The sequence below is a fragment of the Streptomyces sp. NPDC058308 genome (genome assembly GCF_042880275.1).
Taxonomy (GTDB): Bacteria; Actinomycetota; Actinomycetes; order Streptomycetales; family Streptomycetaceae; genus Streptomyces.
Genome location: NZ_JBHVZA010000021.1, coordinates 38,827 through 58,314, shown reverse-complemented (window position 1 = coordinate 58,314; position 19,488 = coordinate 38,827). Strand labels below are relative to the sequence as shown.

At 68.6% G+C, this 19,488-nt stretch carries 22 protein-coding genes; 7 read left to right on the top strand and 15 right to left on the bottom strand.

The genetic code is table 11. The features are described 5' to 3' along the window. Nucleotides 1-45 precede the first annotated feature (45 nt). The gene (locus ACFVYL_RS26290; RefSeq protein ID WP_389719962.1) at nt 46-177 is read left to right on the top strand and encodes a hypothetical protein; all 132 of its coding nucleotides are present in this window, start codon (nt 46-48) and stop codon (nt 175-177) included. A 491-nt stretch (nt 178-668) separates the two neighbouring features. Next, entirely contained in the window at nt 669-1,160 is a 492-nt protein-coding gene (locus ACFVYL_RS26285) for a glutathione peroxidase (protein ID WP_389719961.1), read from the top strand. Between the two features lie 123 nt (nt 1,161-1,283). Here the strand turns inward: ACFVYL_RS26285 and recA are convergent, their stop codons facing one another. The 4 genes from recA to ACFVYL_RS26265 all read right to left on the bottom strand — a co-directional run bounded on the left by recA (nt 1,284) and on the right by ACFVYL_RS26265 (nt 4,650). Beyond that, on the bottom strand, nt 1,284-2,360 hold the full coding sequence (gene recA / locus ACFVYL_RS26280; RefSeq protein WP_389719960.1) for a recombinase RecA: 1,077 nt from the start codon (nt 2,358-2,360) through the stop codon (nt 1,284-1,286). A 339-nt stretch (nt 2,361-2,699) separates the two neighbouring features. Further along, entirely contained in the window at nt 2,700-3,110 is a 411-nt protein-coding gene (locus ACFVYL_RS26275) for a DUF3662 domain-containing protein (protein WP_389719959.1), read from the bottom strand. 356 nt (nt 3,111-3,466) lie between these two features. After that, a complete protein-coding gene (locus tag ACFVYL_RS26270; RefSeq protein ID WP_389719957.1) occupies nt 3,467-3,727 on the bottom strand; it encodes a hypothetical protein in 261 nt (86 codons plus the stop codon). Nucleotides 3,728-4,023: 296 nt separating this feature from the next. Next, nucleotides 4,024-4,650: a hypothetical protein gene (locus ACFVYL_RS26265; protein WP_389719956.1), complete on the bottom strand. Its 627-nt coding sequence runs from the start codon at nt 4,648-4,650 to the stop codon at nt 4,024-4,026. A 468-nt stretch (nt 4,651-5,118) separates the two neighbouring features. Here ACFVYL_RS26265 and ACFVYL_RS26260 point away from each other — a divergent pair, with 468 nt between their 5' ends. Together ACFVYL_RS26260 and ACFVYL_RS26255 are read left to right on the top strand one after the other, a co-directional pair. After that, nucleotides 5,119-5,535 (top strand): ATP-binding protein, encoded by a 417-nt coding sequence (locus tag ACFVYL_RS26260; protein WP_389719955.1) that lies wholly within the window; start codon nt 5,119-5,121, stop codon nt 5,533-5,535. A gap of 435 nt (nt 5,536-5,970) precedes the next feature. Beyond that, complete coding sequence (locus ACFVYL_RS26255) at nt 5,971-6,477, top strand: MarR family winged helix-turn-helix transcriptional regulator (protein ID WP_389719953.1); 507 nt, start codon at nt 5,971-5,973, stop codon at nt 6,475-6,477. A 30-nt stretch (nt 6,478-6,507) separates the two neighbouring features. Here the strand turns inward: ACFVYL_RS26255 and ACFVYL_RS26250 are convergent, their stop codons facing one another. Further along, nucleotides 6,508-7,017, bottom strand: a complete 510-nt coding sequence (locus tag ACFVYL_RS26250) for a MarR family winged helix-turn-helix transcriptional regulator (RefSeq protein ID WP_389719952.1) — start codon at nt 7,015-7,017, stop codon at nt 6,508-6,510. A 442-nt stretch (nt 7,018-7,459) separates the two neighbouring features. Between ACFVYL_RS26250 and ACFVYL_RS26245 the strand changes: the two genes are divergently transcribed. Beyond that, nucleotides 7,460-8,632, top strand: coding sequence for a PP2C family protein-serine/threonine phosphatase (locus ACFVYL_RS26245; RefSeq protein WP_389719951.1), 1,173 nt, complete (start codon nt 7,460-7,462; stop codon nt 8,630-8,632). Between the two features lie 60 nt (nt 8,633-8,692). Here ACFVYL_RS26245 and ACFVYL_RS26240 read toward each other — a convergent pair whose 3' ends face one another. From ACFVYL_RS26240 to ACFVYL_RS26220, 5 genes are all read right to left on the bottom strand, one after another. Then, entirely contained in the window at nt 8,693-10,018 is a 1,326-nt protein-coding gene (locus tag ACFVYL_RS26240) for a PP2C family protein-serine/threonine phosphatase (RefSeq protein WP_389719950.1), read from the bottom strand. Continuing rightward, a complete protein-coding gene (locus tag ACFVYL_RS26235) occupies nt 10,015-10,770 on the bottom strand; it encodes a SpoIIE family protein phosphatase (protein ID WP_389719948.1) in 756 nt (251 codons plus the stop codon). The genes ACFVYL_RS26240 and ACFVYL_RS26235 overlap by 4 nt, the downstream gene beginning before the upstream one ends. Before the next feature lie 252 nt (nt 10,771-11,022). Beyond that, nucleotides 11,023-11,409 carry an ATP-binding protein gene (locus tag ACFVYL_RS26230; protein WP_389720101.1) on the bottom strand — a complete coding sequence of 129 codons (387 nt, stop codon included), beginning with the start codon at nt 11,407-11,409 and terminating at the stop codon, nt 11,023-11,025. A gap of 64 nt (nt 11,410-11,473) precedes the next feature. Continuing rightward, entirely contained in the window at nt 11,474-11,884 is a 411-nt protein-coding gene (locus ACFVYL_RS26225; RefSeq protein ID WP_389719947.1) for an STAS domain-containing protein, read from the bottom strand. Continuing rightward, complete coding sequence (locus ACFVYL_RS26220; RefSeq protein ID WP_389719946.1) at nt 11,884-12,759, bottom strand: STAS domain-containing protein; 876 nt, start codon at nt 12,757-12,759, stop codon at nt 11,884-11,886. The genes ACFVYL_RS26225 and ACFVYL_RS26220 overlap by 1 nt, the downstream gene beginning before the upstream one ends. A gap of 384 nt (nt 12,760-13,143) precedes the next feature. On the opposite strand from ACFVYL_RS26220, the gene ACFVYL_RS26215 reads away from it, so the two are divergent. Continuing rightward, nucleotides 13,144-13,323, top strand: a complete 180-nt coding sequence (locus tag ACFVYL_RS26215) for a hypothetical protein (protein WP_389719945.1) — start codon at nt 13,144-13,146, stop codon at nt 13,321-13,323. A 259-nt stretch (nt 13,324-13,582) separates the two neighbouring features. After that, on the top strand, nt 13,583-14,302 hold the full coding sequence (locus tag ACFVYL_RS26210; protein ID WP_389720100.1) for a tyrosine-type recombinase/integrase: 720 nt from the start codon (nt 13,583-13,585) through the stop codon (nt 14,300-14,302). On the opposite strand, the gene ACFVYL_RS26205 is transcribed toward ACFVYL_RS26210, so the two are convergent. The 5 genes from ACFVYL_RS26205 to ACFVYL_RS26185 are packed head-to-tail and all read right to left on the bottom strand — an operon-like array spanning nt 14,283 to nt 18,842. Next, nucleotides 14,283-15,161, bottom strand: a complete 879-nt coding sequence (locus ACFVYL_RS26205; RefSeq protein ID WP_389719944.1) for a phytanoyl-CoA dioxygenase family protein — start codon at nt 15,159-15,161, stop codon at nt 14,283-14,285. The two genes, ACFVYL_RS26210 and ACFVYL_RS26205, sit on opposite strands and share 20 nt — an antisense overlap. A gap of 25 nt (nt 15,162-15,186) precedes the next feature. Next, entirely contained in the window at nt 15,187-16,047 is an 861-nt protein-coding gene (locus ACFVYL_RS26200) for a class I SAM-dependent methyltransferase (RefSeq protein ID WP_389719942.1), read from the bottom strand. Beyond that, the gene (locus tag ACFVYL_RS26195; RefSeq protein ID WP_389719941.1) at nt 16,044-16,787 is read right to left on the bottom strand and encodes a class I SAM-dependent DNA methyltransferase; all 744 of its coding nucleotides are present in this window, start codon (nt 16,785-16,787) and stop codon (nt 16,044-16,046) included. The genes ACFVYL_RS26200 and ACFVYL_RS26195 overlap by 4 nt, the downstream gene beginning before the upstream one ends. 19 nt (nt 16,788-16,806) lie before the next feature. Continuing rightward, complete coding sequence (locus ACFVYL_RS26190) at nt 16,807-17,976, bottom strand: YcaO-like family protein (protein ID WP_389719940.1); 1,170 nt, start codon at nt 17,974-17,976, stop codon at nt 16,807-16,809. A gap of 23 nt (nt 17,977-17,999) precedes the next feature. Further along, nucleotides 18,000-18,842 (bottom strand): aKG-HExxH-type peptide beta-hydroxylase, encoded by an 843-nt coding sequence (locus ACFVYL_RS26185; protein ID WP_389719938.1) that lies wholly within the window; start codon nt 18,840-18,842, stop codon nt 18,000-18,002. Nucleotides 18,843-19,488: the final 646 nt, after the last annotated feature.

Genomic DNA, 19,488 nt, shown 5'->3' with positions numbered 1-19,488 from the left:
CCGGCCGCCGACCGGCCGCGCCCTCGCCTTGACGTCCCCGGCGCCTTGCTCGCCTCGGCCGGCCTGGCCGGCTTCGTCTACGGCCTCTCCCACGTCTCCGAGGACGGCTGGAACTCCGCCGCCACCCCGGGCCCCATCGGCGCCGGGCTGGTCCTGCTGGCCACCTTCGCCAGGTGACAGACGCGGGCGAAGTCCCCGCTGCTGCCCCTGCGCATCCTGGCCGACCGCAACCGCGGCGATCGTGTGCTGCCCGGTATGCTCGTCACCGGCCTGGGCCTTGGCGCCGCCTTGATGCCCGCCTTCAGCCTGGGCACCCTCGGTGCCCGCCCCGAAGACGCCGGCATCGCCTCGGCTATGGTCAACACTCCCAGCGGGTCGGCGGCGCGATCGGAACCGCCCTGCTCAACACTCTCGCGGCCACCTCCACCGCCGCCTACCTCGGCGGCCACAGCGGACAGAAGAGCGACGCCCTTGTCCACGGATACAGCACCGCCCTGTGGTGGGCCGCCGGAATCCTCACCCTCGCCGCTCTCGCCGCCACCCTCCTCATCACCCACGACACCCGGCACCACCCCGGCACCGCACAGCCGCACGCCCCGGACAAGGCCCCCGCCACCCACAACTCAGGCCACCCGCACCCCTGCAGAGCACCAAACACAAGGAGAGTCATGACCGTCTTCGACGTCGAGATCGACGCCCTCACCGGCGGCCCCGCCCGCCTCGACCAGTACCAGGGAAAGGCCGTTCTCATCGTCAACGTCGCCTCCCAGTGCGGCCTCACCCCCCAGTACGCCGCCCTGGAGAAGCTTCAGCAGACCTATGAGGCCCGCGGCTTCACCGTCCTGGGGGTGCCGTGCAACCAGTTCATGGGCCAGGAACCCGGCACCCCCGCCGAGATCGCCACGTTCTGCTCCGCCACCTACGGCACCACCTTCCCCATGACCCAGAAGACCGACGTCAACGGCCCGGCCCGCCACCCCCTCTACGACAAGCTGATCGGCACTCACGACGCCGACGGATACATCGGCGACGTGCGCTGGAACTTCGAAAAGTTCCTCATCGCCCCTGACGGCACCGTCGCCGCACGCTTCGCACCCCAGACCGAACCCGACGCCGACGACGTCACCACCGCGATCGAAACCGTGCTGCCTGTCCAGTAACGGCCACGTGCGCCGCTGCCACTCGGACATGTGCCCGGGACGCTGAAGGACTGAAGCGTCCCGGGCGTCGTCGTCCTACCACGGGCCGCCCCGACCAGCCGGATCCTGACGCGCCCGTGTCCGTCAGGCGGCGTTTCCCGCCGAGGCCCGTGCGGCATCCGGGGCCGGGGCGGCACCCGGGCCCTCGGCGCCCGCGGCCTTCACCGGTACCCCGATCCCGAGCTTCTCGAGGATCTTCTTCTCGATCTCGTCGGCGAGGTCGGGGTTGCCCTTGAGGAAGTTGCGGGCGTTCTCCTTGCCCTGGCCGAGCTGGTCGCCCTTGTACGTGTACCAGGCGCCCGCCTTGCGGACGAAGCCGTGCTCGACGCCCATGTCGATCAGGCCGCCCTCGCGGCTGATGCCCTGGCCGTAGAGGATGTCGAACTCGGCCTGCTTGAAGGGCGGGGCGACCTTGTTCTTGACGACCTTGACGCGGGTGCGGTTGCCGACCGCGTCCGTGCCGTCCTTGAGGGTCTCGATGCGGCGGATGTCGAGCCGCACCGAGGCGTAGAACTTCAGCGCGCGGCCACCGGTCGTGGTCTCCGGGGAGCCGAACATCACGCCGATCTTCTCGCGGAGCTGGTTGATGAAGATCGCCGTCGTCTTCGTCTGGCTGAGTGCGCCGGCGATCTTGCGGAGGGCCTGGCTCATCAGGCGGGCCTGCAGACCCATGTGGGAGTCGCCCATCTCGCCCTCGATCTCCGCACGCGGCACCAGGGCCGCGACGGAGTCGATCACGATCAAGTCGATCGCACCGGAGCGGGTCAGGATGTCGACGATCTCCAGCGCCTGTTCACCGTTGTCCGGCTGGGACAGGAGGAGATTGTCGGTGTCGACGCCGAGCTTCTTGGCGTACTCGGGGTCGAGGGCGTGCTCAGCGTCGATGAACGCCACCGAGCCGCCGGCCTTCTGCGTATTCGCCACTGCGTGCAACGTCAGCGTCGTCTTGCCGGAGGACTCCGGCCCGTACACCTCCACCACACGGCCGCGGGGCAGACCGCCCACACCGAGCGCCACGTCCAGCGCGGTCGATCCGGTAGGGATCACCTCGATGGGTTCATTGGGCCGGTCGCCGAGGCGCATGACCGCACCCCTGCCAAATTTCCGCTCGATCTGCGCAAGCGCGGTGTCCAACGCCTTTTCGTGCTCGGTTCCTGCCATGAGCTTTCACCCGGTCCGATGGTGTGGCACGCCGCACGTCGGAGAACGTGAGCGTCTACTGCCGACAACGGACGTCTCGGAGATCCCAGTAAACGAACATCCGATCGATTTTCGTGTCCAGTGAAAGGTACCAAACGGAAACGAAGCGGGACGGGGTGCGCACCGGACTACTCCGGACGCATCGCGGCGCCCCCCGTTTGCCCGTGTTGAACCGCGGCGTCGTCACCTGCCGTCGCGGCTTCCGGGAGCGCCCCGCGCCGGGCCGCGATGGCGCGGTAGGAGCCGTGCCCCTGCCAAGAGCCCCCACCGGTAGGCGAATTCGAGGGGCTCATGGGCCGCTTATGCGTCGCCCGATCGGGCCTTGGGGCACCGAGCCTCAGTGGGGTCGATCCGGCTGCGGATCTGGAAACGGCCAACTGACTCGTTGGCGGAGGGACGTAGCGCGACCGCGACGGGTCCCGCGAACGTGTATCCGTGTTCGGCCGCGTGACGACACACTTGGCTCGCCAGCTGGCGCGAGACCTCCTCGGAGTGCGCGGTGAGTTGGCTATGACTTTCGGACGGCAGCTCGATGACGAAGGCGTTCGGCACCAGGACGCGCTGCCGGTCGAGGATCAAGGCGTTGTCGTCGCACTCCCGATGGAGTATGGACACCACCTCTGCGTGCTGCTGGGGGGATGGAACAAGGATCGCCCACAAGGCAGAGGTCCATCGCTCTATGGTCTGTTCGACGGTGCTGATGAGTCCCATCGACGCCGGTTGCCCAACGGCGCTTGAGACACACTCGGCCATACGGGTGTCACGGCTCGCGTAAGCTCAACCGCTTCTTGGGCGTCCCCTGGCTGCTGGTGTAATGCGCCGGCGGAGTCTCTTCGGGGCACTGCTGGCGGCCCCTGCCGCCCGAGCGCTAATCGGCTTCAGCTCGTAGCGCGGCACGCGAGGCATCAAGGGCACCACGCATGTGCCGAAGGCGTCGGTTCTGCAGGTTGCCGTTGGCGATGAGCCAGCCGACGATGATCACAGCGCTGGCAGCCAGGATCGACAGGATTACCTGGAGCCAAGGCGCTTGGCTAGGAGAGCATTCAGCTTCTCCATGATGGCCCGCCTCAGATCCGCGTCCGGCTGCGGGCTGCAACAGCACGGGTGACCAGCGCCATGGCCAGCAGCACCCAAGCCACGGCGGAGTACGCCCAAGCGGAGACGCCCCCCGCTACGCCGACGGCGCTCCAGATCCCCCAGAACAGCAAGATGACGCACAAGGCAGTCCAAGCGACATCCGCGATACGAGTACGCAACTGCGCTCGTTGCCTGGTGACCGGTTCGAGTGCGCCGAGCCCGGCTGCGTCATCCGTCTCCGGTTGTGCCATGAATCTGTTCCCCTCCATCGCCATTCCCCTCCATTGCCGCGCGCAGCGGCTTCTCCCGCGCCCGGAGGCCCGCCAGGGGTGCCTAACGGAAACAGTTTCTATCAGGAAACAGTAGCATGGGTAGGCTTCAGATCAGCCGAAAATCACGTCCTGCCAGCAGCCCTCTGCCCGCAGCCCAGGCGGCCCGGTAGCCCGGTAGTCCGGATGTCTGGTGTGCCGAATGGAACGCGAGGGGGGCGGACCCGAAGCCCGCCCCCTCGCGCTCCGCTACGTCAGCCGCTCAGCCGCTCAGCCGCTCAGCCAAGGCTGCGAGTACGGTCGGCAGTGCGCTGCACCGGGACGTTCTGCAAGCGTGGTGCCCGAGCCTTCCTCGCGCCCTCCTCCCGCGGCTGCGTCGTCAGGAGCTCTTCGAAGAGCAACCGGCCGGACACCATGGCCTGACGCATCGTCTCGGGTTCAGCCTCTCCGGCAGCCGACTGTTGTGCCGCCGTGTGCAGCTGGCGGATGCCATCTACGCGGCGCGGGTGATGGACGGACAGCGCTTCGACCTGCCGGGCATGCGAATCCGCCGGATAGCCGCGGGCGACGGCCAGTTGCCACAGCAGACGGTTGGCCTTGGCGACGGCGGCACCGGGGCAGTCGACGAACTGGCCTTGCAGATCCGCCCACTGGGCGGCGTACCGCTCCCGAGTCGGAGCTGTCAGGCTGAGGGGACGCAGATTGCCGAACCGGCGTACCCGGGCCTTCAGTTCACGCTCCGCCGCTTTGGCGTCTCCGTGATGCTGGGCGGTGACGCGGTCAAGTTCGGGCCCGAATCGCTCTCTCAGGCTACCGAAGCGAACGTGAGGCACGGGTGGGGCGAGCACGAGTGCGGTGATGATCGCTACCACCACGCCGAAGACGATTCCGAGACCCACGGACATGTGTTCCGCCTTTCTCCGAGGTTCCTTCAGGCGCTTTTCGCTACCCAGCGTTTCCAGAAATCCGCTCGGGAAACACGGAACGTAACCGAAGGAAGTGCTTCCGCTCCCTCGAGCACCGTTCCGATAAGGGGTTTCGCAACCGATACGCTCCTTGCGGCACCGCTCGAATGGGCGGCGAGACACACGGGGCGCTCGACCGGTGAAGCCGGGTCTCCGGCCTGTTCCGTGAGCTCGACCGGCTTGCTCAGCAGCTGACTTCCTGGCTGCGGGCAAATCGCCAACCACAGCGACGCCATATGGCTACTCCCAGCAAGGGAGATTTTCTACGTGACGCATTGACGGTGTTCTGTCGTCCCGGTCTGCAGAAAGCTTCATCAAGACGTGCGGGACAGGTGTGGGAGTGGCGAGAGGGGGCACAGTGCCTCGCACTGCAAAGCGGCGCAACCGGAACAGATGGGGTGAACGCGCATGAACAGCACGAAGATCACCATTGCCTCGACGCCATCCGTACCGACCGTGGTGCGTGGCGCCAGTGCCGACAGCGTCCGCTGGGCCCGTGAGGCCGCCCGCGCCTTCACCGACAGCCTCATCCCGGCCACGGCTCCCGCTACGGCCGACACCTTCGTCCTGGTGGTTTCCGAGCTGGCCACCAACGCGCTGCGGCACGGCGGTGGCCGGTACACGCTCGAACTGTCTGCCACGACGGACGCGTTGACGGCGGCGGTCAGTGACCCCGACCCGGCACCCCCGCGCGAGCGCACACCTGACCTGGACGCGGGCAGCGGCGGCTTCGGCTGGCACATGGTCCGGCGCCTCACCACCGAACTGACCGTCACACCCGGACCCGGCAGTGGCAAAACCATCCACGCCCGACTCCAGCGCTGAGAGCGCCGTGACTAGGTAGGCCTCTTCCTGCTCCTGGTCATCGTGGCGATCGTGCTGGGCATCATGGGGGCTGTCGCCGAGGGGCTCTTCTCTCTGCTGAGGCCGTGGGCCCCAGAACGCGAAGGCCCACCGGCGCCGGCTACGACGTCGACCTGGTCTCGGTCCACGGGCGGCAAGCCGCCCGTGGACGGCGGCGCCGAGAACTTGAGCATCAGGCAGAAGCCGAGCCTCGTCGGGCCGTACTTGTTGGTCACCAGGTCTCAGTCGTCATCAAAACCAACGTCCAGCACGCCACCACGTCACTTTGCGGCACGGCTGAGGTAGTGAGGTATTGAGGTATGACGCGGGACCGTAACCAGTCGCTGCTCAGGGGGAGTGGTTCGATGGAGAGGTCCTTGGCTGACAAGCCCAGCCTTCTAGTGAGAGAGTGTTTGGATGCCCCGAAGTCGTCCTTCCCACAGCCCTGAGCGGGTGGCACACGCCGCGTGCAGTGTGTCGGATCTGCTGGAGGTGTTGTGGGGGCGCGGCCAGGAAGCCTCCCCCTCGGGTCCCCTGCCGCCTTCGCAGTTCCGGGCGCTGACGGTGATCAAGGAGCAGAAGAAGGTCAACCAGCGGACCCTTGGTGAAGCACTCGGCTCACGACCGTCAGCCGTGAGCCGGCTGTGCGATCGCTTGGAGGCCGCCGGTCTCATCGAGCGGCTTCCCAGCACCACCAGCCGCCGTGAAGTCGATCTGTGCCTGAGCCGGCGTGGATCTGCCGTCCTCGAAAAGTTCCGTACGTTGCGGATGCGTGAGGTCGAAGCCGTACTGGAAACAATGTCACCGGATCACTTGGCGACACTGGCCGAGGGGCTGGAGCTCTTCCAAGCCGCCGCTGGCGCGCACATCGGTTTGCGTAGCGAGGCGAATGCTGACGACGGGCCCGCCACGGCTATCGCCTAGACACCGGCCCAGGCCGCTCCCGCGGCGCGTTCAGCCTCCGTCCATGCCCGGCGGGCCGCCGCCGTCAGAGGTCAGCTCCGATCGCTGCCGTTGAGGGTGTCGTTCTCGCGCGGCATCTGAGAATTCCTGCAAACCTGCCAGAAAATGTCGCCGAGCGGCGGTCGGCATACGGCTCAGCACGTCACCGAACAGCTGGGAACGCCGGACGAGCAAAGCGTTGATGACGTCGGTTCCTTGCTGTGTCAGTGCGAGCCCAATCTCTCGCCGGCTCGTGGGCGCCGGTTCGCGGCACAGAAGTCCAGCGGCCTCGAGCCGGTCACACAGTCTGCTGACGGCGGGCAGTGTGGCCCCGACCTCTACGGCCAGCCCGGTGAGATTGATGCCGGGGCTGCGACGCGTGATGAGCAGTGCTTCCAGCTGCAGGGCCGAAAGCCGGGGAGTGGCGGCCCGGGATGCCCGCGCCCACAGAGACACCAGTGTTTCGACAGCAGCAGCCGTCTCCTCGGTCAGCTCGTACAGGGGATCGCCCTCGCGGTCCATACGACCGTCACTCTCCGTGAACTGATGTGCGCCCTCGTGAACCACGAATGTCGTGCCACGTGCCTGGTCTTCTGCCCGCTCGCCGCAAAGTATCCCTGGGCGTCTTCCACCACCCAGGGTCGGAGGCCTTGGAGGAGACCGGCAGGAATGCCGACGGAGTCAGCCTGGAACGGCCGCTTTTTCCGGCTCCGCCGAGCGGTAGGATCAATAGTTGCCGCATAGCAATATTCGCGGCTCTACGAAGTCTCGCTCGGTCTCAGCAGACCGCGCTGTCCGGTGCACCGCGGTCAAGGTCAGGTTGGTGAAGGGCGTACACCGCCAGGAGCGTTCTTCCCGGGCGCCGGGCGGTGAGCGACCTGATGGCACATGCCCGCGGTCCCATCAGTCACTCAGTAGTACCCGACCAACCCGACCAACCGACGAAGACGAAGAAGGCCTCACCGTGACGAATTTCCTGGCTGTGGAACGCGCCGTGCGGACGGCGGCACCGCACAACCTCCTCGGCACGGTGCGAGCGGCCCTGGTCGAGCACTATGAGGCCACCGAGGTCGATCTGCTCATGGCCGATTACAGCCTTACGGTTCTCCAGCCGGTTACGGCGCTGCCGCACACCGCTGAGCCCTTGTCCGTGTACACCAGCGCCGAAGGCCGCGCGTTCGGCAGCCAGGAGCCCTATGGGCGGCTCGTGAGCCGTGAGGGCGTCGTGGACCTGCACCTGCCCGTGACGGTCCGCGGCGACAGACTCGGGATCCTCTCCGCGCGCATCCCCAGAGACCGGTGCACGCCTGAGGCTGTGGAGGAGCTCACCGCGGTCGCCGAACTCCTCGGGCACGAGATCGTTGTCGCTGAGCGGGACACCGATCTGTACCTTCAGGCCCGCCGGGCCAGCCGCCTCACACTGGCCGCCGAGATGCAGTGGCAGCTGCTGCCGGGACGGGCCTGCACCCGCCAGGAATACGCGATCGGTGCGCAACTGGAGCCGGCGTATGCCATCCACGGCGACAACTTCGACTGGGCCGCGACGTCGGAGACGCTCACCCTCAGCGTCACCAACGGCATGGGGGAAGGAATCCAAGCCTCTCTCCTCACCAACCTGACGGTCAACGCCCTGCGTAATGCCCGAAGAGCCGGTATCGGCATCGCGGACCAGGCGGCTCTGGCCGACCAGGCGCTGTACGCGCAGCATCGGGGCGATGAGTACGTATCGACCCTGCTGCTCTGCTTCGAGCTGGCTACAGGGCGCGTGCAGGTGGTGGACGCCGGTTCGCCCCAGCTGTGGCGTCAGCGCGGCAAGAGCGTGGAGCGCGTGCACTTCGAGGCGCAGTTTCCGCTGGGCATGTTCGAGGAGACCGAGTATGTCGCCCAGGAGTTCGATGTCCTTCCGGGCGACCGGTTGATCTTTGTCAGTGACGGCGTCTACGGCGCCGCCACTGAGATGGGAGAGGCTTACGGCGAGCGGAAGCTGGCGCTCGCGGTGCAGGCCGCGAGCCTTCTGCCCGCCGCTGCGGTTCCCCGGGCGATCCTTCAGGAACTCGCCTCGTACCTCGACGCCGATGCTGAGGACGACGCGTTGGTCGTGTGCCTCGACTGGTTCGGGCGCGATTCTCGCCCCTGAACGCGGAGGCCCGCTTCCGTTCCAGGGGTGGGGGCTTCCCCCTCGCCATGTGGGGTTCCCTCACCGTCGTTTCGGTGTCTGCGTCTGCGTTTGCGTTTGCGTTTGCGTCTGCCGAGCCTGTGGAGCAGGGGTGGTGCGGCGGATGGCAAGGGCCAAGGTGTCGTCGGGGTGGAGCACGACGGTGTGCATTTCCGCGGCGATGGCGCTGGGGAGTTCAGCGAGCGGCGTGGCCGCGTGCCGACGGGCTGCTGCGACGAGTCGCAGTTCGCCCTCGCACGGGTCGCGGCGGCTTTCGGTGAGGCCGTCCGTGTAGAGGATGAGGAGGTCGCCCGGGTGGATCTCGGTGTGCAGCAGTCTTTCGCTGCCGGGCAGCGGGAAGCCGATGCCGCGGCCGCGCACTTCGAGATACTCGGATGTGCCGTCGGCCCGGAGCAGGAGAGCGGGAGGGTGGCTTCCATTGGCCAGTTGCAGTTTCCCGGTGGCCGGGTCGAGTCGCGCCAGGAGCACGGTCGCCATGAGTTCGGGTGCGAGCGGCATGAGGATCTCGTGTGTGCGCTGCAGGATTGACTGCAGGGGGTGGCCTTCGAGCGCCAGCGTCCGGACGGCGTGGGTCACGTTGAGGGCGCTGCGGGTGCTTCGTACCCCATGGCCGAGCGCGTCGACGACGGTGATGTGCAGGGTGCCGTCGGGCAGCGCGAACCAGTCGTAGAGGTCCCCGCCCGTGGGGGCGTTGGCCTCTGCGGGGGCATAGTGGACCGCCAGCTCCAGGCCGTCGATGTCCATCGGCTGCGGACGCAGCGCGTCTTCGAGGTCACGCAGTATCTGCCCGTGCGCCTTGCGGAGCTGTTCGTCGCGCTCCTCGAGCTGGACGTAGAGGGCGAGAACGCCGCCATTGGTCTCGGCGAGCTCGTGCTTGAGACGCCGGTACTCGGCCGCGAGCGCGTCGGCACGGGCGACGGTGGCGCGCAGTTCCTCGTTGATGGCCCGGGTTTCGGCCAGGGACGACTGTTCCGCGGTCGCATCGCTGTCGGCGCTCGGGCTCGGGCCGGGCACCGGTGAACCCGCCGTGTGAGGCACCGGAAGGCGCCAGATGACCGAGCGGGGGCCGTCGGCCAGCGCGGGTAGCGGCAGGTCCCTGACACTCAGCGGCCGACGGGCCTCCGGGGCGCTGAGAGCCATGGCCAGGACGGGCGAATCGTCGTGTGAGCCGGCCTCGTGGGCCGTGCTGAGGACAACGGACCGGTTCGCGCCCAGCTCGTCGGCGGCCACGTCGGTGACAGACAGCACCAGGCGTGCCCGGACGTCTGCCGGCAGCCGGTGGGCGTCGGCCACGCGGCGCACGGCTTCGCGCAGTGGGGCCAGAGCGGAGAAGCGGTTTCTGGTCATGAGTGCCTTGGGTGGGGCATGGCGGCGAGTACGGCGGCGTCATCGCGCGTGGAGCGGTGGTTGTGGGCGACGGCGCCGGCGAGCAGGGAAGGAGGCAGGCGCAGCATGAAGGGCGGGGGAGTGTGCGTCCATCTGCTGTCGATGCCGTCGCTGTGGAGCACGGCTGTCGTCCCCGGGGTCAGGGGGAAGCAGTGGCTCTGGGGAGCGGGGATGTTCCAGCCGACGACGCCGGGTTGTCCGGTCAGCCGGTGGTGGACCTGGTGGGGGGAGATCGCCGCGGCGCGTACGTTTCCGATCCCGCAGTACTCGGCTCGCTCCGGCCTCAGGCGGAGGACGCCCACGGCTGCGCCGCGGGTGCGGCGAAGTGACCGGTGGATGCCTGTGAGGATCTCCGGCAGTGGACGGTCCACGACCGTGTGGAAGGACCGCAGGGCGGTCTGCGCGGCCTCGGCGGCGTGCGGACCGTGGCCGAGCCCGTCGATGACGATCGCCGTACGCGCGCCGTCCGTGTCGACGATCGCGCAGGCATCGCCGCACTGCTGCTCCCTGTCGGCGGGTACGCAGACCAGTCCGACCGCCTGGCGCGCTGCCCGTGGCCGGGGCAGGGCGAGCCGGGCGCAGGAGAGGGTGCCCATTTCGGCATCGGTCCGGATGATGAAGTCGGTGGCGATGCGGGCCACGGCGCCCAGGCCTGCGCCCATGGTTCCGGTCGTGGTGTAGCCGTCCGTGAGGCATCGCTGGAGCTCGGGCATGCCCGGGCCCCGGTCGGCTGCCAGGATCTCCAGACCGCCACCCAACGGCAGCGGGTGGACGTAGAGCGTGCCCCCGTGTGCGTGCTTTGTCGAGGTTGCTGGCCAGTTCCGAGGCGATGACCGCTGCTTGGTCCGGCATCGCACCCGGCAGGCGGCACTGCCCGGCCATTGCACGGGCGGTCGAGGCGGCGAGGTGGACGGCACTGTAGTGGTCGATGGGCACGCATGCGGTCGGCGGTGTGGAGAGGGGTGTCACTGGCGAGCCCATCGCGTGGCGACCACGGTCGTGCCCCTGCCCGGTGCGGAGTGCACGTCGAAGTCGTCCATGAGACGGCGTGCCCCGCCCAGTCCGTGGCCGAGCCCGGCGCCGGTGGTGAAGCCGTCGGTGAGGGCGGCCTCCAGGTCGGGGATGCCGGGGCCCTCGTCCCTTATGGTCAGACGCAAACCACGCCCGCCTCCCCGGCGGAGGTATTCGATGGACAGCGCTCCGCCCCCGCCGTGGATGTACGCGTTACGGGCAAGCTCGCTGGCCGTGGTCACCACGCGGGTCTGGTCGACGATGCCGAAACCGACCTTCAGTGTCGCGGCACGCACGGCATGACGAACCGTCAGCAGGTCTTCCTCCGTGCGCAGTTGGATCCGCTGGGCGGATGCAAGAGTGGCGGGGGAACCGGCCTCGGCGCGGCCTGCCGCATCGGTGCTGTCAGCGAGTCGTGTCACGGCGCGCCCCTTCAGGGGGCTGCGGGACTTGGCGCCAGCCGAGGGCAGTCATGCCACGCTCCGCATCCAGCGCGGTCTCCACGCCGATCAGTTCGATCCCCAGCTCGCCCAGGGTGATGGCCACCGGCGGCCGCATACCGGCCACGATCACGCGGGCACCCAGCAGTCGAGCCATGGTCGTCAGCTCCATCAGCGTGCGCGCCACGAAGGAGTCAATGATCTCGAGACGTGAGACATCGAGGAGCACGCCTCGGATGCTCTCCGCCGAAATGCGTTCGGTCAGCTCATCGGTAAAGGCAAGAGCGGCCTTGTCATCGATTTCGTTGAGCAAGCCGGTGACCAGCACATCGCCGAGCCGCAGAAGGGGAACACCGGTGCTCGGGCGGCCGTCCATCAACGTGCCGCTCCCAGCGGCTCGGGCGCGGCACTGCCCGTGAGCTTGATGGCCTCGGAGAGGGCGTCGGCGAGGGTGACCCGCGTAAGGATCTTCGACAGGTCGATGCCCAATTGGGCGATGGTCTGCGCGATCGGAGGCCGGATGCCGCTGATGACGCAGTCCGCTCCCATCAGGCGCACCGCGTTGACGGTCTGCATGAGGTGCTGCGCGACGGCCGTGTCGACCGTCGGTACCCCGGTGATGTCGATGATGGCCACCTGCGCTTCGTGGTCCTGGATCGCCTGGAGCAGGCTCTCCATGACGATCTGTGTCCGGGCGGTGTCGAGAGTGCCGATCAGCGGTACGGCGAGCACCTGCCGCCACAGACGTACGACCGGCGTCGACAGCTCGAGCAATTGCCGGCTCTGTCTGCGGATGATCTCCTCCCGGCCTTCGACGTACGTGTCGAAGGACAGGGCGCCCGCCGCGTCCAGCAACCGGTTGATCAGCAAGGCGGCGGAGAACAGTTCATCGGCCTTGTCGGTGCTTTGCTGCACGGCCTCGAGGACCGCCTCCTTGAGGGAGAGGACCGACAGGGAGGTGGCGGTGGGTGTCGTGCCCACTCTGGCCCGGCGCAGTGAGAACTCGCTCACCGCCCGCTCCAGTTCGTCGTGGGAGTGCACGATTCTGCCGACCGGGAGCACGCTGTCCATCCCGGCGATCAGAGCGGCGACCAACGCATCGGCCTCTTCGCGCAGTTCACCCTCGGTGATGCCGGTGCCGGGCTCCTGTTGGCTCCGCTGGAGCTGCACCCAGCGATCAGCGATCTCGTCGGCACGTCCGTGCAGCGCCGTCGTCACGCGCTGCCGAATGACGGCCTCGCTGCTGCTCACTCGTAAATCCCCTCGACGTAGCTGTCCTCGCACGGCACACGCCGACGCCGCGGGGGATCACCTGCGCTGGATGTCGGGGCACGCCTGACCATCCAACTGTTTCCATGTGGCAAATATAAGCACGCTGTCCGTGATGCGGGGAAGCCCCGGACTTCTTGCGGGCCGGGCCGGAAGTGGAGCGGCGGCCAGGGGTACTGCGAGAAGATTGCCAGAAGGCAACTGTCGCCCTATGGTGTTGGGGCAGTGCGCGGGTACAGGATGGCGATGCCCTTCATGGGAAGGGCCCCTTGGGCCCGGGAATCCGCAAGAGCGGAATGAGCGCGGCGGGTCGGGCGCATGCCAGTTCTTGATGCCGCCGTTCGGAGATCCGTCAGAAGGGCATCTGTGGAGGTTCCTGCTGGGCGGGATGCGGCCATCGCGGAGATCGTGCAGGCGGTTCGTGAGGGTGAACACTGGCGGGTCAGTGTCCTGCTGGACCGGTTCGTGGTGGATGCGGACCTGCCCGCGCTCATGGCTCTGCGAAAGGCGCTGGCCGACGCGGTGTCCGAGCGGGGAGGGCCCTGAAGCCTCCGTGGCCGTTCTCGGCTCCTGCGGGAGGGAGCCGAGAACGTTTGCGTGCAACGCGCGCCGTGCAAGTGCGGGCGATCGGTGGCGTCAGCGAGAACCCGGACGCGTCCTCGACGAGAACCCGGACGCGTCCTTTACGAGGGTCCAGGCACCGAGCGCCGCCGCGGTGTAAAGTGTCGAAACAGCCCTTGACCTGTAAAAACGCAGGCAGGGAGCCTAAGACCGGGAGTGCCTCAATGCTGAAGCGCGCCGGGAGCTGGGACAGGAGACCGTCGCGGAATACGCGAAGCAGTGGCGGCCCCGCCAGCGCCGGATGACCGAATACTCCACGGGCGAGCACGTCAACAGCTCCATCAACGTCCATATCGTTCCGCGCTTGGGGTCACGGAAGCTGATGTCCGTAACTCCCCTTGTGGTGGAGCGTTTCCTGGACGAGATGGAGGCCGACGGCGTCGGCCGGGGCAATCAGGTCAACATATTGCGCACCCTCAAGGCGATTCTGCGGGACGCCTATGACAAGGGGGCGATGGCGGATGACCCGGTTAAGGGGGTGCAGGAGCCGGAGTACGTCCGCAAGAGGGTGGTTATTCCGGACCTAGCCTATGTGAAGCAGGCTCTGGCTGTCGCGGGTGACGACCTTGCTCTGGAGATCGTGATGATGGCGGGGTGCGGGCTGCGCAACGGCGAAGCGCGGGCCGTGAACACCAACAACGTGGTAGCAGCCGACATGTACCGGGTGCACGAGCAGATCCACTCCAACACACACCGGCCTGCGAAGCTAAAACACCGCAAGGTGGAGGAGTTCCGTGAGGTGCCGCTGCCCCGCTCGGTACGGGAGGCGATCGAACGCCATGCGGAAGAACACGGCACGACAACGGAGGGGTATCTGTTGCGGGGGCCTAGGTCGACCGAGCCGGATGTCGTGGGCGGAGTACCGAGTGGTGCTCCGCACCTGCTCAGGTACCGCGCGAGTTGAGACGGCGGCGGGTCTGACGAATGAGTTGGCGGGCGCGTCCGGCGGTCAGAACCGACCGCAGCGGTGCCAGGGGGCGAAGCGGTGTGCCGAGCAGGCGCGGGTCGAGGTACGGAACCCAGCCGGTGGCGCGCGGGTGGTAGCGGGGCGGGCCGAGGCAGATGCGCTTGGTGACCACCCACCGGGTCTCCGGCCCACTGTTGGGACGAGTGGCATGAAGATGGTCGCCTGCGAAGAGCAGTAAGTCACCTGGGTTGAGCTGGACTTCCACCGGTTCGCCGACCGCTTGGCCGGGGAGCAGCCGTACCCCCTCGTGGAGCAGCGAGCGCCGATATGCCCCGGGCCAGATGAGCAGGCCGTTGTCCCGACGGACCCGGCTGAGGGCCATCCAGAGGTTGACGGAATTGACGGCTGTGTTGAACCACGAGTCCACGTGGGCGCCGGTCGGGATCATGAAGCCGGTGTACCCACCCAGTTCTTCTTCCCGGCCGTGGACAGTGGTCCTTGGGGGCATGATCCGCACGCCCAAGTGGTCGCTGACGTACACCTTGCGGCTCTGCGGCGGGAGCAGGTCGGCGAAGCGCAGCAGCAGGTGACGTGCGGCGGGTCTGAGGCGACGGTCCAGGTCGTCGCGGACGGCGCGCAACTGATCGATGTCGGCGACGGTGTGGATGTGTTCCAGCCCTCGCTCCGACACCTGCTCGGCGGCCTCCGGCGAGACGGCGGATGCGATGGCCGCCAGTGCCGCCCGGGTCCATGATCCTGTGGGGGTGAGCTGTGCGAGACCGTCCCGGACGACCGCCATCCGGCCGTCGAGGACGTGGCGGAGATCGAGTTCGTCGAGGGAGCGGTGTGAGGTCACGGCGGGCAAGCTGCTTCTCCCTGTCTCAGAACCGCTGTTGGGCGGGTGGCTTGGAAGCACGGAGAGAGAAGGACAGCGGCATGGACGGCAGACCGTCCGGCAGTCGCCACCAGTTGTCGTCGTGCTCCACCATGCAGGGGAGCATCCGCCAAGCCACGAAGGGCCATTCGTGAAGGAATTCGATGGTCAGTCCCGCGGACGCCAGGGCGCTGACGATCTCGCCGAGTGAGTGTCCCCAGGCGTATTCGACTCCCGGCACCTCCCGGTCTGGTACAGCAGTCGGACTGCGGTACTCGAAGGAAAGAGGCTCCGGCTCACCGAAATACGAGTAGCGGAGGCGTAATTCGGCTGTGTCGAGCCGGTTGTCGAGCATCCAGGCCGCGGGATGGGACTCGAAGACGTAGACGAAGCCGCCCGGTGCGATGAAGTGGGCGACGACCTCGGCCCAACGGCGCAGATCGGGCAGCCAGCCCAACACTCCGTGGGACGTGTACACGATGTCGAAATGGCCGTCCAGATGCGCGGGCAGCGCCAGGACATCCGCCTCCACGAAGACCGCCGACGGGTCGATGTCGGCGGCCAGGGAACGCGCCGTCGCCACGCCCTCGGCGGCGAAGTCGACACCGGTTACCCGGGCACCCAGCCGCGCCCAGGAGAGTGTGTCGACGCCGACATGGCACTGCAGGTGCAGCAGCGAGCGGCCGCGCACCTCGCCGACCTCGGTACGTTCAAGTGCGCGCATGCGCGAACCGCCGACCCGGAAACCGGCCAGGTCGTACTGGGCCGACGCGGCCTTCAACGGCGTCCACAGGCGCCACAGTTCACGATTCTTGCGCAGGTACGCCTCTGGGTCACGAGCTCCACGGGGCAGGTCCGCCGCGCTCACGCGGGCAGCTCGTACACGCTGACGTGGTAGTTGCTGCCGTCGGTGAACGGGCCTCCGGACCAGCCGCCAAACCGTTCGCGCAGTCGCAGGCCGGCCATGGCGGCCATCAGGTCGAGTTCGCCGGGGGAGGCGTAGCGGAAGGCCACCCGGATGTGCCGGACGTCGCCGTTGTGGATGACCTTGTAGTCGGAGGTGTAGCGCTGCGTCGCTGGGTGGATCCGGCGGACACGCGTGACCGGGTCGCCGCTGGCCGCCCGGACGGGCTGGGCACCGGCACCGGCTCCGGCGGCCAGGACCTCCGGAAGATGCGCGTCCAGGACGAAGAGCCCGCCCGGGAGCAACCGCCCCGCAGCTCGTGTCAGGCAGTGGATCTGCGCCTGCTGGGAGGTCAGCTCGAAGAACGTGCCGTTGACCACGTAGATCACCCCGAACCGGCCTTCGTGTTCCACATCGGAGAAGTCGCCGATGCTGATGGCGATTTCACTGCCCCGGGACTTGGCGCGGAGCTGTTCAACCATGGCCTTCGCGGCATCGACACCGTGGAGGTCGTGCCCGAGCGCGGCGAGCGGAAGGGCTATCCGCCCTGTGCCGATGCCGAGTTCGAGCATGGGCCCTTCCGGTGCGGTCGCCGCCAGCCGGTCGAGCAGGGCCACTGTGGCGTCGGTGGTGGCCGTCGGTGGGGTGAACCAGTCGTCGTAGTGGTCGGCCAGGTCCACGGCGTAATCGGGACTCGGTGGCATGCTGCTCCTCTGTGAGGGTTCAGCCGAAGGGATGCGGCGGAATACGCGAGCCGATGGAAGAGGCGGACGGCAGCGGCAGGGCGCCGGGGGCGATCAGCCGGACGACGGCCGTACCGGAGGCGGCGAACGCGGTGGGGGTCGTGTCGACCGCGATCACGTCCTGGCCGGTGTGTTCGGCGAGCAGGCGCACCGGGTCCACCGGCCCCTGCCTTGTCGGGCACAAGTCTGCCGTGGTGTGCGGCAGCCAACGCGCCATCGCGTCCTGACAGCCGAGATACGTCCACACAGCGTGCTCGACCGCGGAGACCGGTCTGTCGCCGGGTAAGGACCGCCCACGGACCCGTCGGGCCGCCGACGTGCTCATGCTCCAGCGCACCATGAGCGCCTCGTGGGCCGCGCGGGCGATGAGCTCCGCGTCCTGCCCGGGAGGGCCGCAACGAGCACCGAAGGTCTGCTCGTTGAGCTCGGGCGTGTGCAGACAGACCGCGACGGCGTGGGAGCCGGGCGCGGGCAGGGTGAAGGCGGTCGCCCGCAGTCCGAGGTGCGCGCATACGCGGCGCAGGGGGAGGGGCAGTTCGTCGTGTACGGGACGGTGGCGGGGCGGATGCCGTGCCGGATCCTGCCAGCTCAGGCGGAGCAGATCGCGTTCGAGTGTCTCCCATGCGGCATGGGCGACGGCGGCCCCCGGGTCGGGGTGGGCCGCGAGGCCCGTGGAGCCGGCCCGGTCGGGCGCCGCGCAACCCGTGGGCGGACGGTGCTGCAGGAAGGCCAGACCTGCCGGAACCAGTACTTCCGAACCGGAGAGCAGGGAGCGCCCGGTGACCCACAGCTGGCGTACGCTCCGGGTGGCCGGCCCGGACCAGGGCGCGGGGTCCAGGGCGGGAGCGCCTCGACGGACCAGCTCGGCGTGATCGGCGAGGAGAGAGCAGGACTCCTCGGCGGCGCGGGCCGCGAGCACGTTGCCCAGCCGCTCCAGCAGCTCGCCGCGGGCCCGTACGGCGACGTCGTCGGGGTGTTCCCCCGAAGCGCTGCCGATCAGGACGTGGTCGCCCCCGGCGCTGTCCGTGGCGGCGAACAGCGCGCTGCGGGCGGCAACCCGCCCGAAGAACACCGCCGGTTCGACGGAGAACGGTGCGAAGACCTGAGGCTCCCAGGTGGTGGGCGATGAGGGAGCTGTGGGCTGCGGCATCGGCGTGGCTCCGGGGTCTAGGGTCAGACGGCGGTGGTCCTCAGCAGGGCGGCACACTCCTCCAGCACGGTCAGCCCGTGCCCGGTGAGCAGTGGTGCGCGGTCCCGCAGGGAGCCGATCGCCTGCCGCGCCCTCTCCGCCAGCAGGACCCGGCGGGCCTCCAGCGCGTCCGCGGCCGTGGTGTCACCGCCGAGGAGCAGCGCGTAGAGCGCGCTGCTCCGGGCCAGGACGACCATTTGCTGGAACAGCCCTGCCACAGGCCGGGGGTCGGCGCGCAGGGGAGTGCGGACGGGACGCGCGGAGTCCGCGGCCGTGGTGAGGAACGGAGTGCTCAGTTGGGCGGCGTTGCAGCGGGTGTGGGTGCCTTCGTGCACCAGCGCCTCCGCGCACCGCACCGGACCGGGCAGCCCGCGGGGACTGGTGCGCAGCCGCGACCGGTTGACGTAGATCGCGCCATGAGTGGCGAAGTCGGTGAAGCCGTCGATCGCCGGGCCCTCCAAGAGAGCCACTTGCGCGACACCGATACGCAGTTCGCTCAGCATCAGCGGCCAGGCGGCCGCCAGCCGCGCGACGCTCTCGTCGAGCACGGCCCGGTCCGGGCGCTGCCAGGACACCACGCGGGAGCCCCCGGGGGCGTCGGCTCCGGTTGGCAGAGCGGACAGTGCGCGGGTCACCGAGCGGATGAGGTGGGGGGACGGCTCCGCGGGCGCCAGGCTCTCGCGGGCCTTGGTGTCACGCGTGCTGCGCAAGATCGCCGAAGGAGTGAGTCCTGGCTCCGCCTGAAGGGTGAACGCGGCCGCCACCACGGCGGGATGCGCCTCCGGCGGCGCGGGGAGTCCGGCCGCCGTCAGGACGGAACAGACCACTCGATGGACCGCTCCCTCATCTCGCACCGCCTCGCGCGTGTCGGGTGCTACTCGCAGCAACTGCTCACCTCCACGCGTTCACTCCCTTGCCCGGGTGAAGACTGGTGCCGTGGCCGACAAGGCCGGCCCTTCGGGGGACAGCGCCCCGCGCGCCGGGCGGCCGGCAACCCGCACGGTGAAACCGCCGGACCGTCTGCCGGTGCGGTGAGCGCGCGGAGGCTCCGACGGAACGAACCTCGCCGGCGGGAGCACCGGCACGACGGGCGGGTGCGACTGTCCGGACCGCTCAGTCCTGGTCCGGAATGTCGATCATGAGCGCGTACTCGGGGAGCTCCTCGGTGACCTGCTCGATGTCCTCGTTCTCCACGATGTCCTCCACGGCTGTGCTCGGGCCCGGCAGCGTCGGATGACGCCCCGCTCAGAAGTACCGCACGGCGGGACGGCGCACCATCGGCGGAGGCACGGCCAGTGCGGGAACCAGACAGCCGGGGGTTTCCGTGCTCCGGCCCCGCCCGCAACAGCATGGAACAGGCGAACGGCATTCCGGTGAGCGGCCCTTGGCGATGCGCATGTGACGCGTGGGGCGCCATGGACCCTGTCGGCCCGTCAAATCTGGCTGGCAAGGGTGAGACCGGGCCCGCCCGTG

Coding starts and splice junctions, on each gene's coding strand:
- ACFVYL_RS26285 (WP_389719961.1), top strand. CDS start 669: ATGACCGTCTTCGACGTCGAGATCGACGCCCTCACCGGCGGCCCCGCC.
- recA (WP_389719960.1), bottom strand. CDS start 2,360: ATGGCAGGAACCGAGCACGAAAAGGCGTTGGACACCGCGCTTGCGCAG.
- ACFVYL_RS26275 (WP_389719959.1), bottom strand. CDS start 3,110: ATGGGACTCATCAGCACCGTCGAACAGACCATAGAGCGATGGACCTCT.
- ACFVYL_RS26270 (WP_389719957.1), bottom strand. CDS start 3,727: ATGGCACAACCGGAGACGGATGACGCAGCCGGGCTCGGCGCACTCGAA.
- ACFVYL_RS26265 (WP_389719956.1), bottom strand. CDS start 4,650: ATGTCCGTGGGTCTCGGAATCGTCTTCGGCGTGGTGGTAGCGATCATC.
- ACFVYL_RS26260 (WP_389719955.1), top strand. CDS start 5,119: ATGAACAGCACGAAGATCACCATTGCCTCGACGCCATCCGTACCGACC.
- ACFVYL_RS26255 (WP_389719953.1), top strand. CDS start 5,971: ATGCCCCGAAGTCGTCCTTCCCACAGCCCTGAGCGGGTGGCACACGCC.
- ACFVYL_RS26250 (WP_389719952.1), bottom strand. CDS start 7,017: ATGGACCGCGAGGGCGATCCCCTGTACGAGCTGACCGAGGAGACGGCT.
- ACFVYL_RS26240 (WP_389719950.1), bottom strand. CDS start 10,018: ATGACCAGAAACCGCTTCTCCGCTCTGGCCCCACTGCGCGAAGCCGTG.
- ACFVYL_RS26235 (WP_389719948.1), bottom strand. CDS start 10,770: ATGCCCGAGCTCCAGCGATGCCTCACGGACGGCTACACCACGACCGGA.
- ACFVYL_RS26225 (WP_389719947.1), bottom strand. CDS start 11,884: ATGGACGGCCGCCCGAGCACCGGTGTTCCCCTTCTGCGGCTCGGCGAT.
- ACFVYL_RS26195 (WP_389719941.1), bottom strand. CDS start 16,787: ATGCCACCGAGTCCCGATTACGCCGTGGACCTGGCCGACCACTACGAC.
- ACFVYL_RS26190 (WP_389719940.1), bottom strand. CDS start 17,976: ATGCCGCAGCCCACAGCTCCCTCATCGCCCACCACCTGGGAGCCTCAG.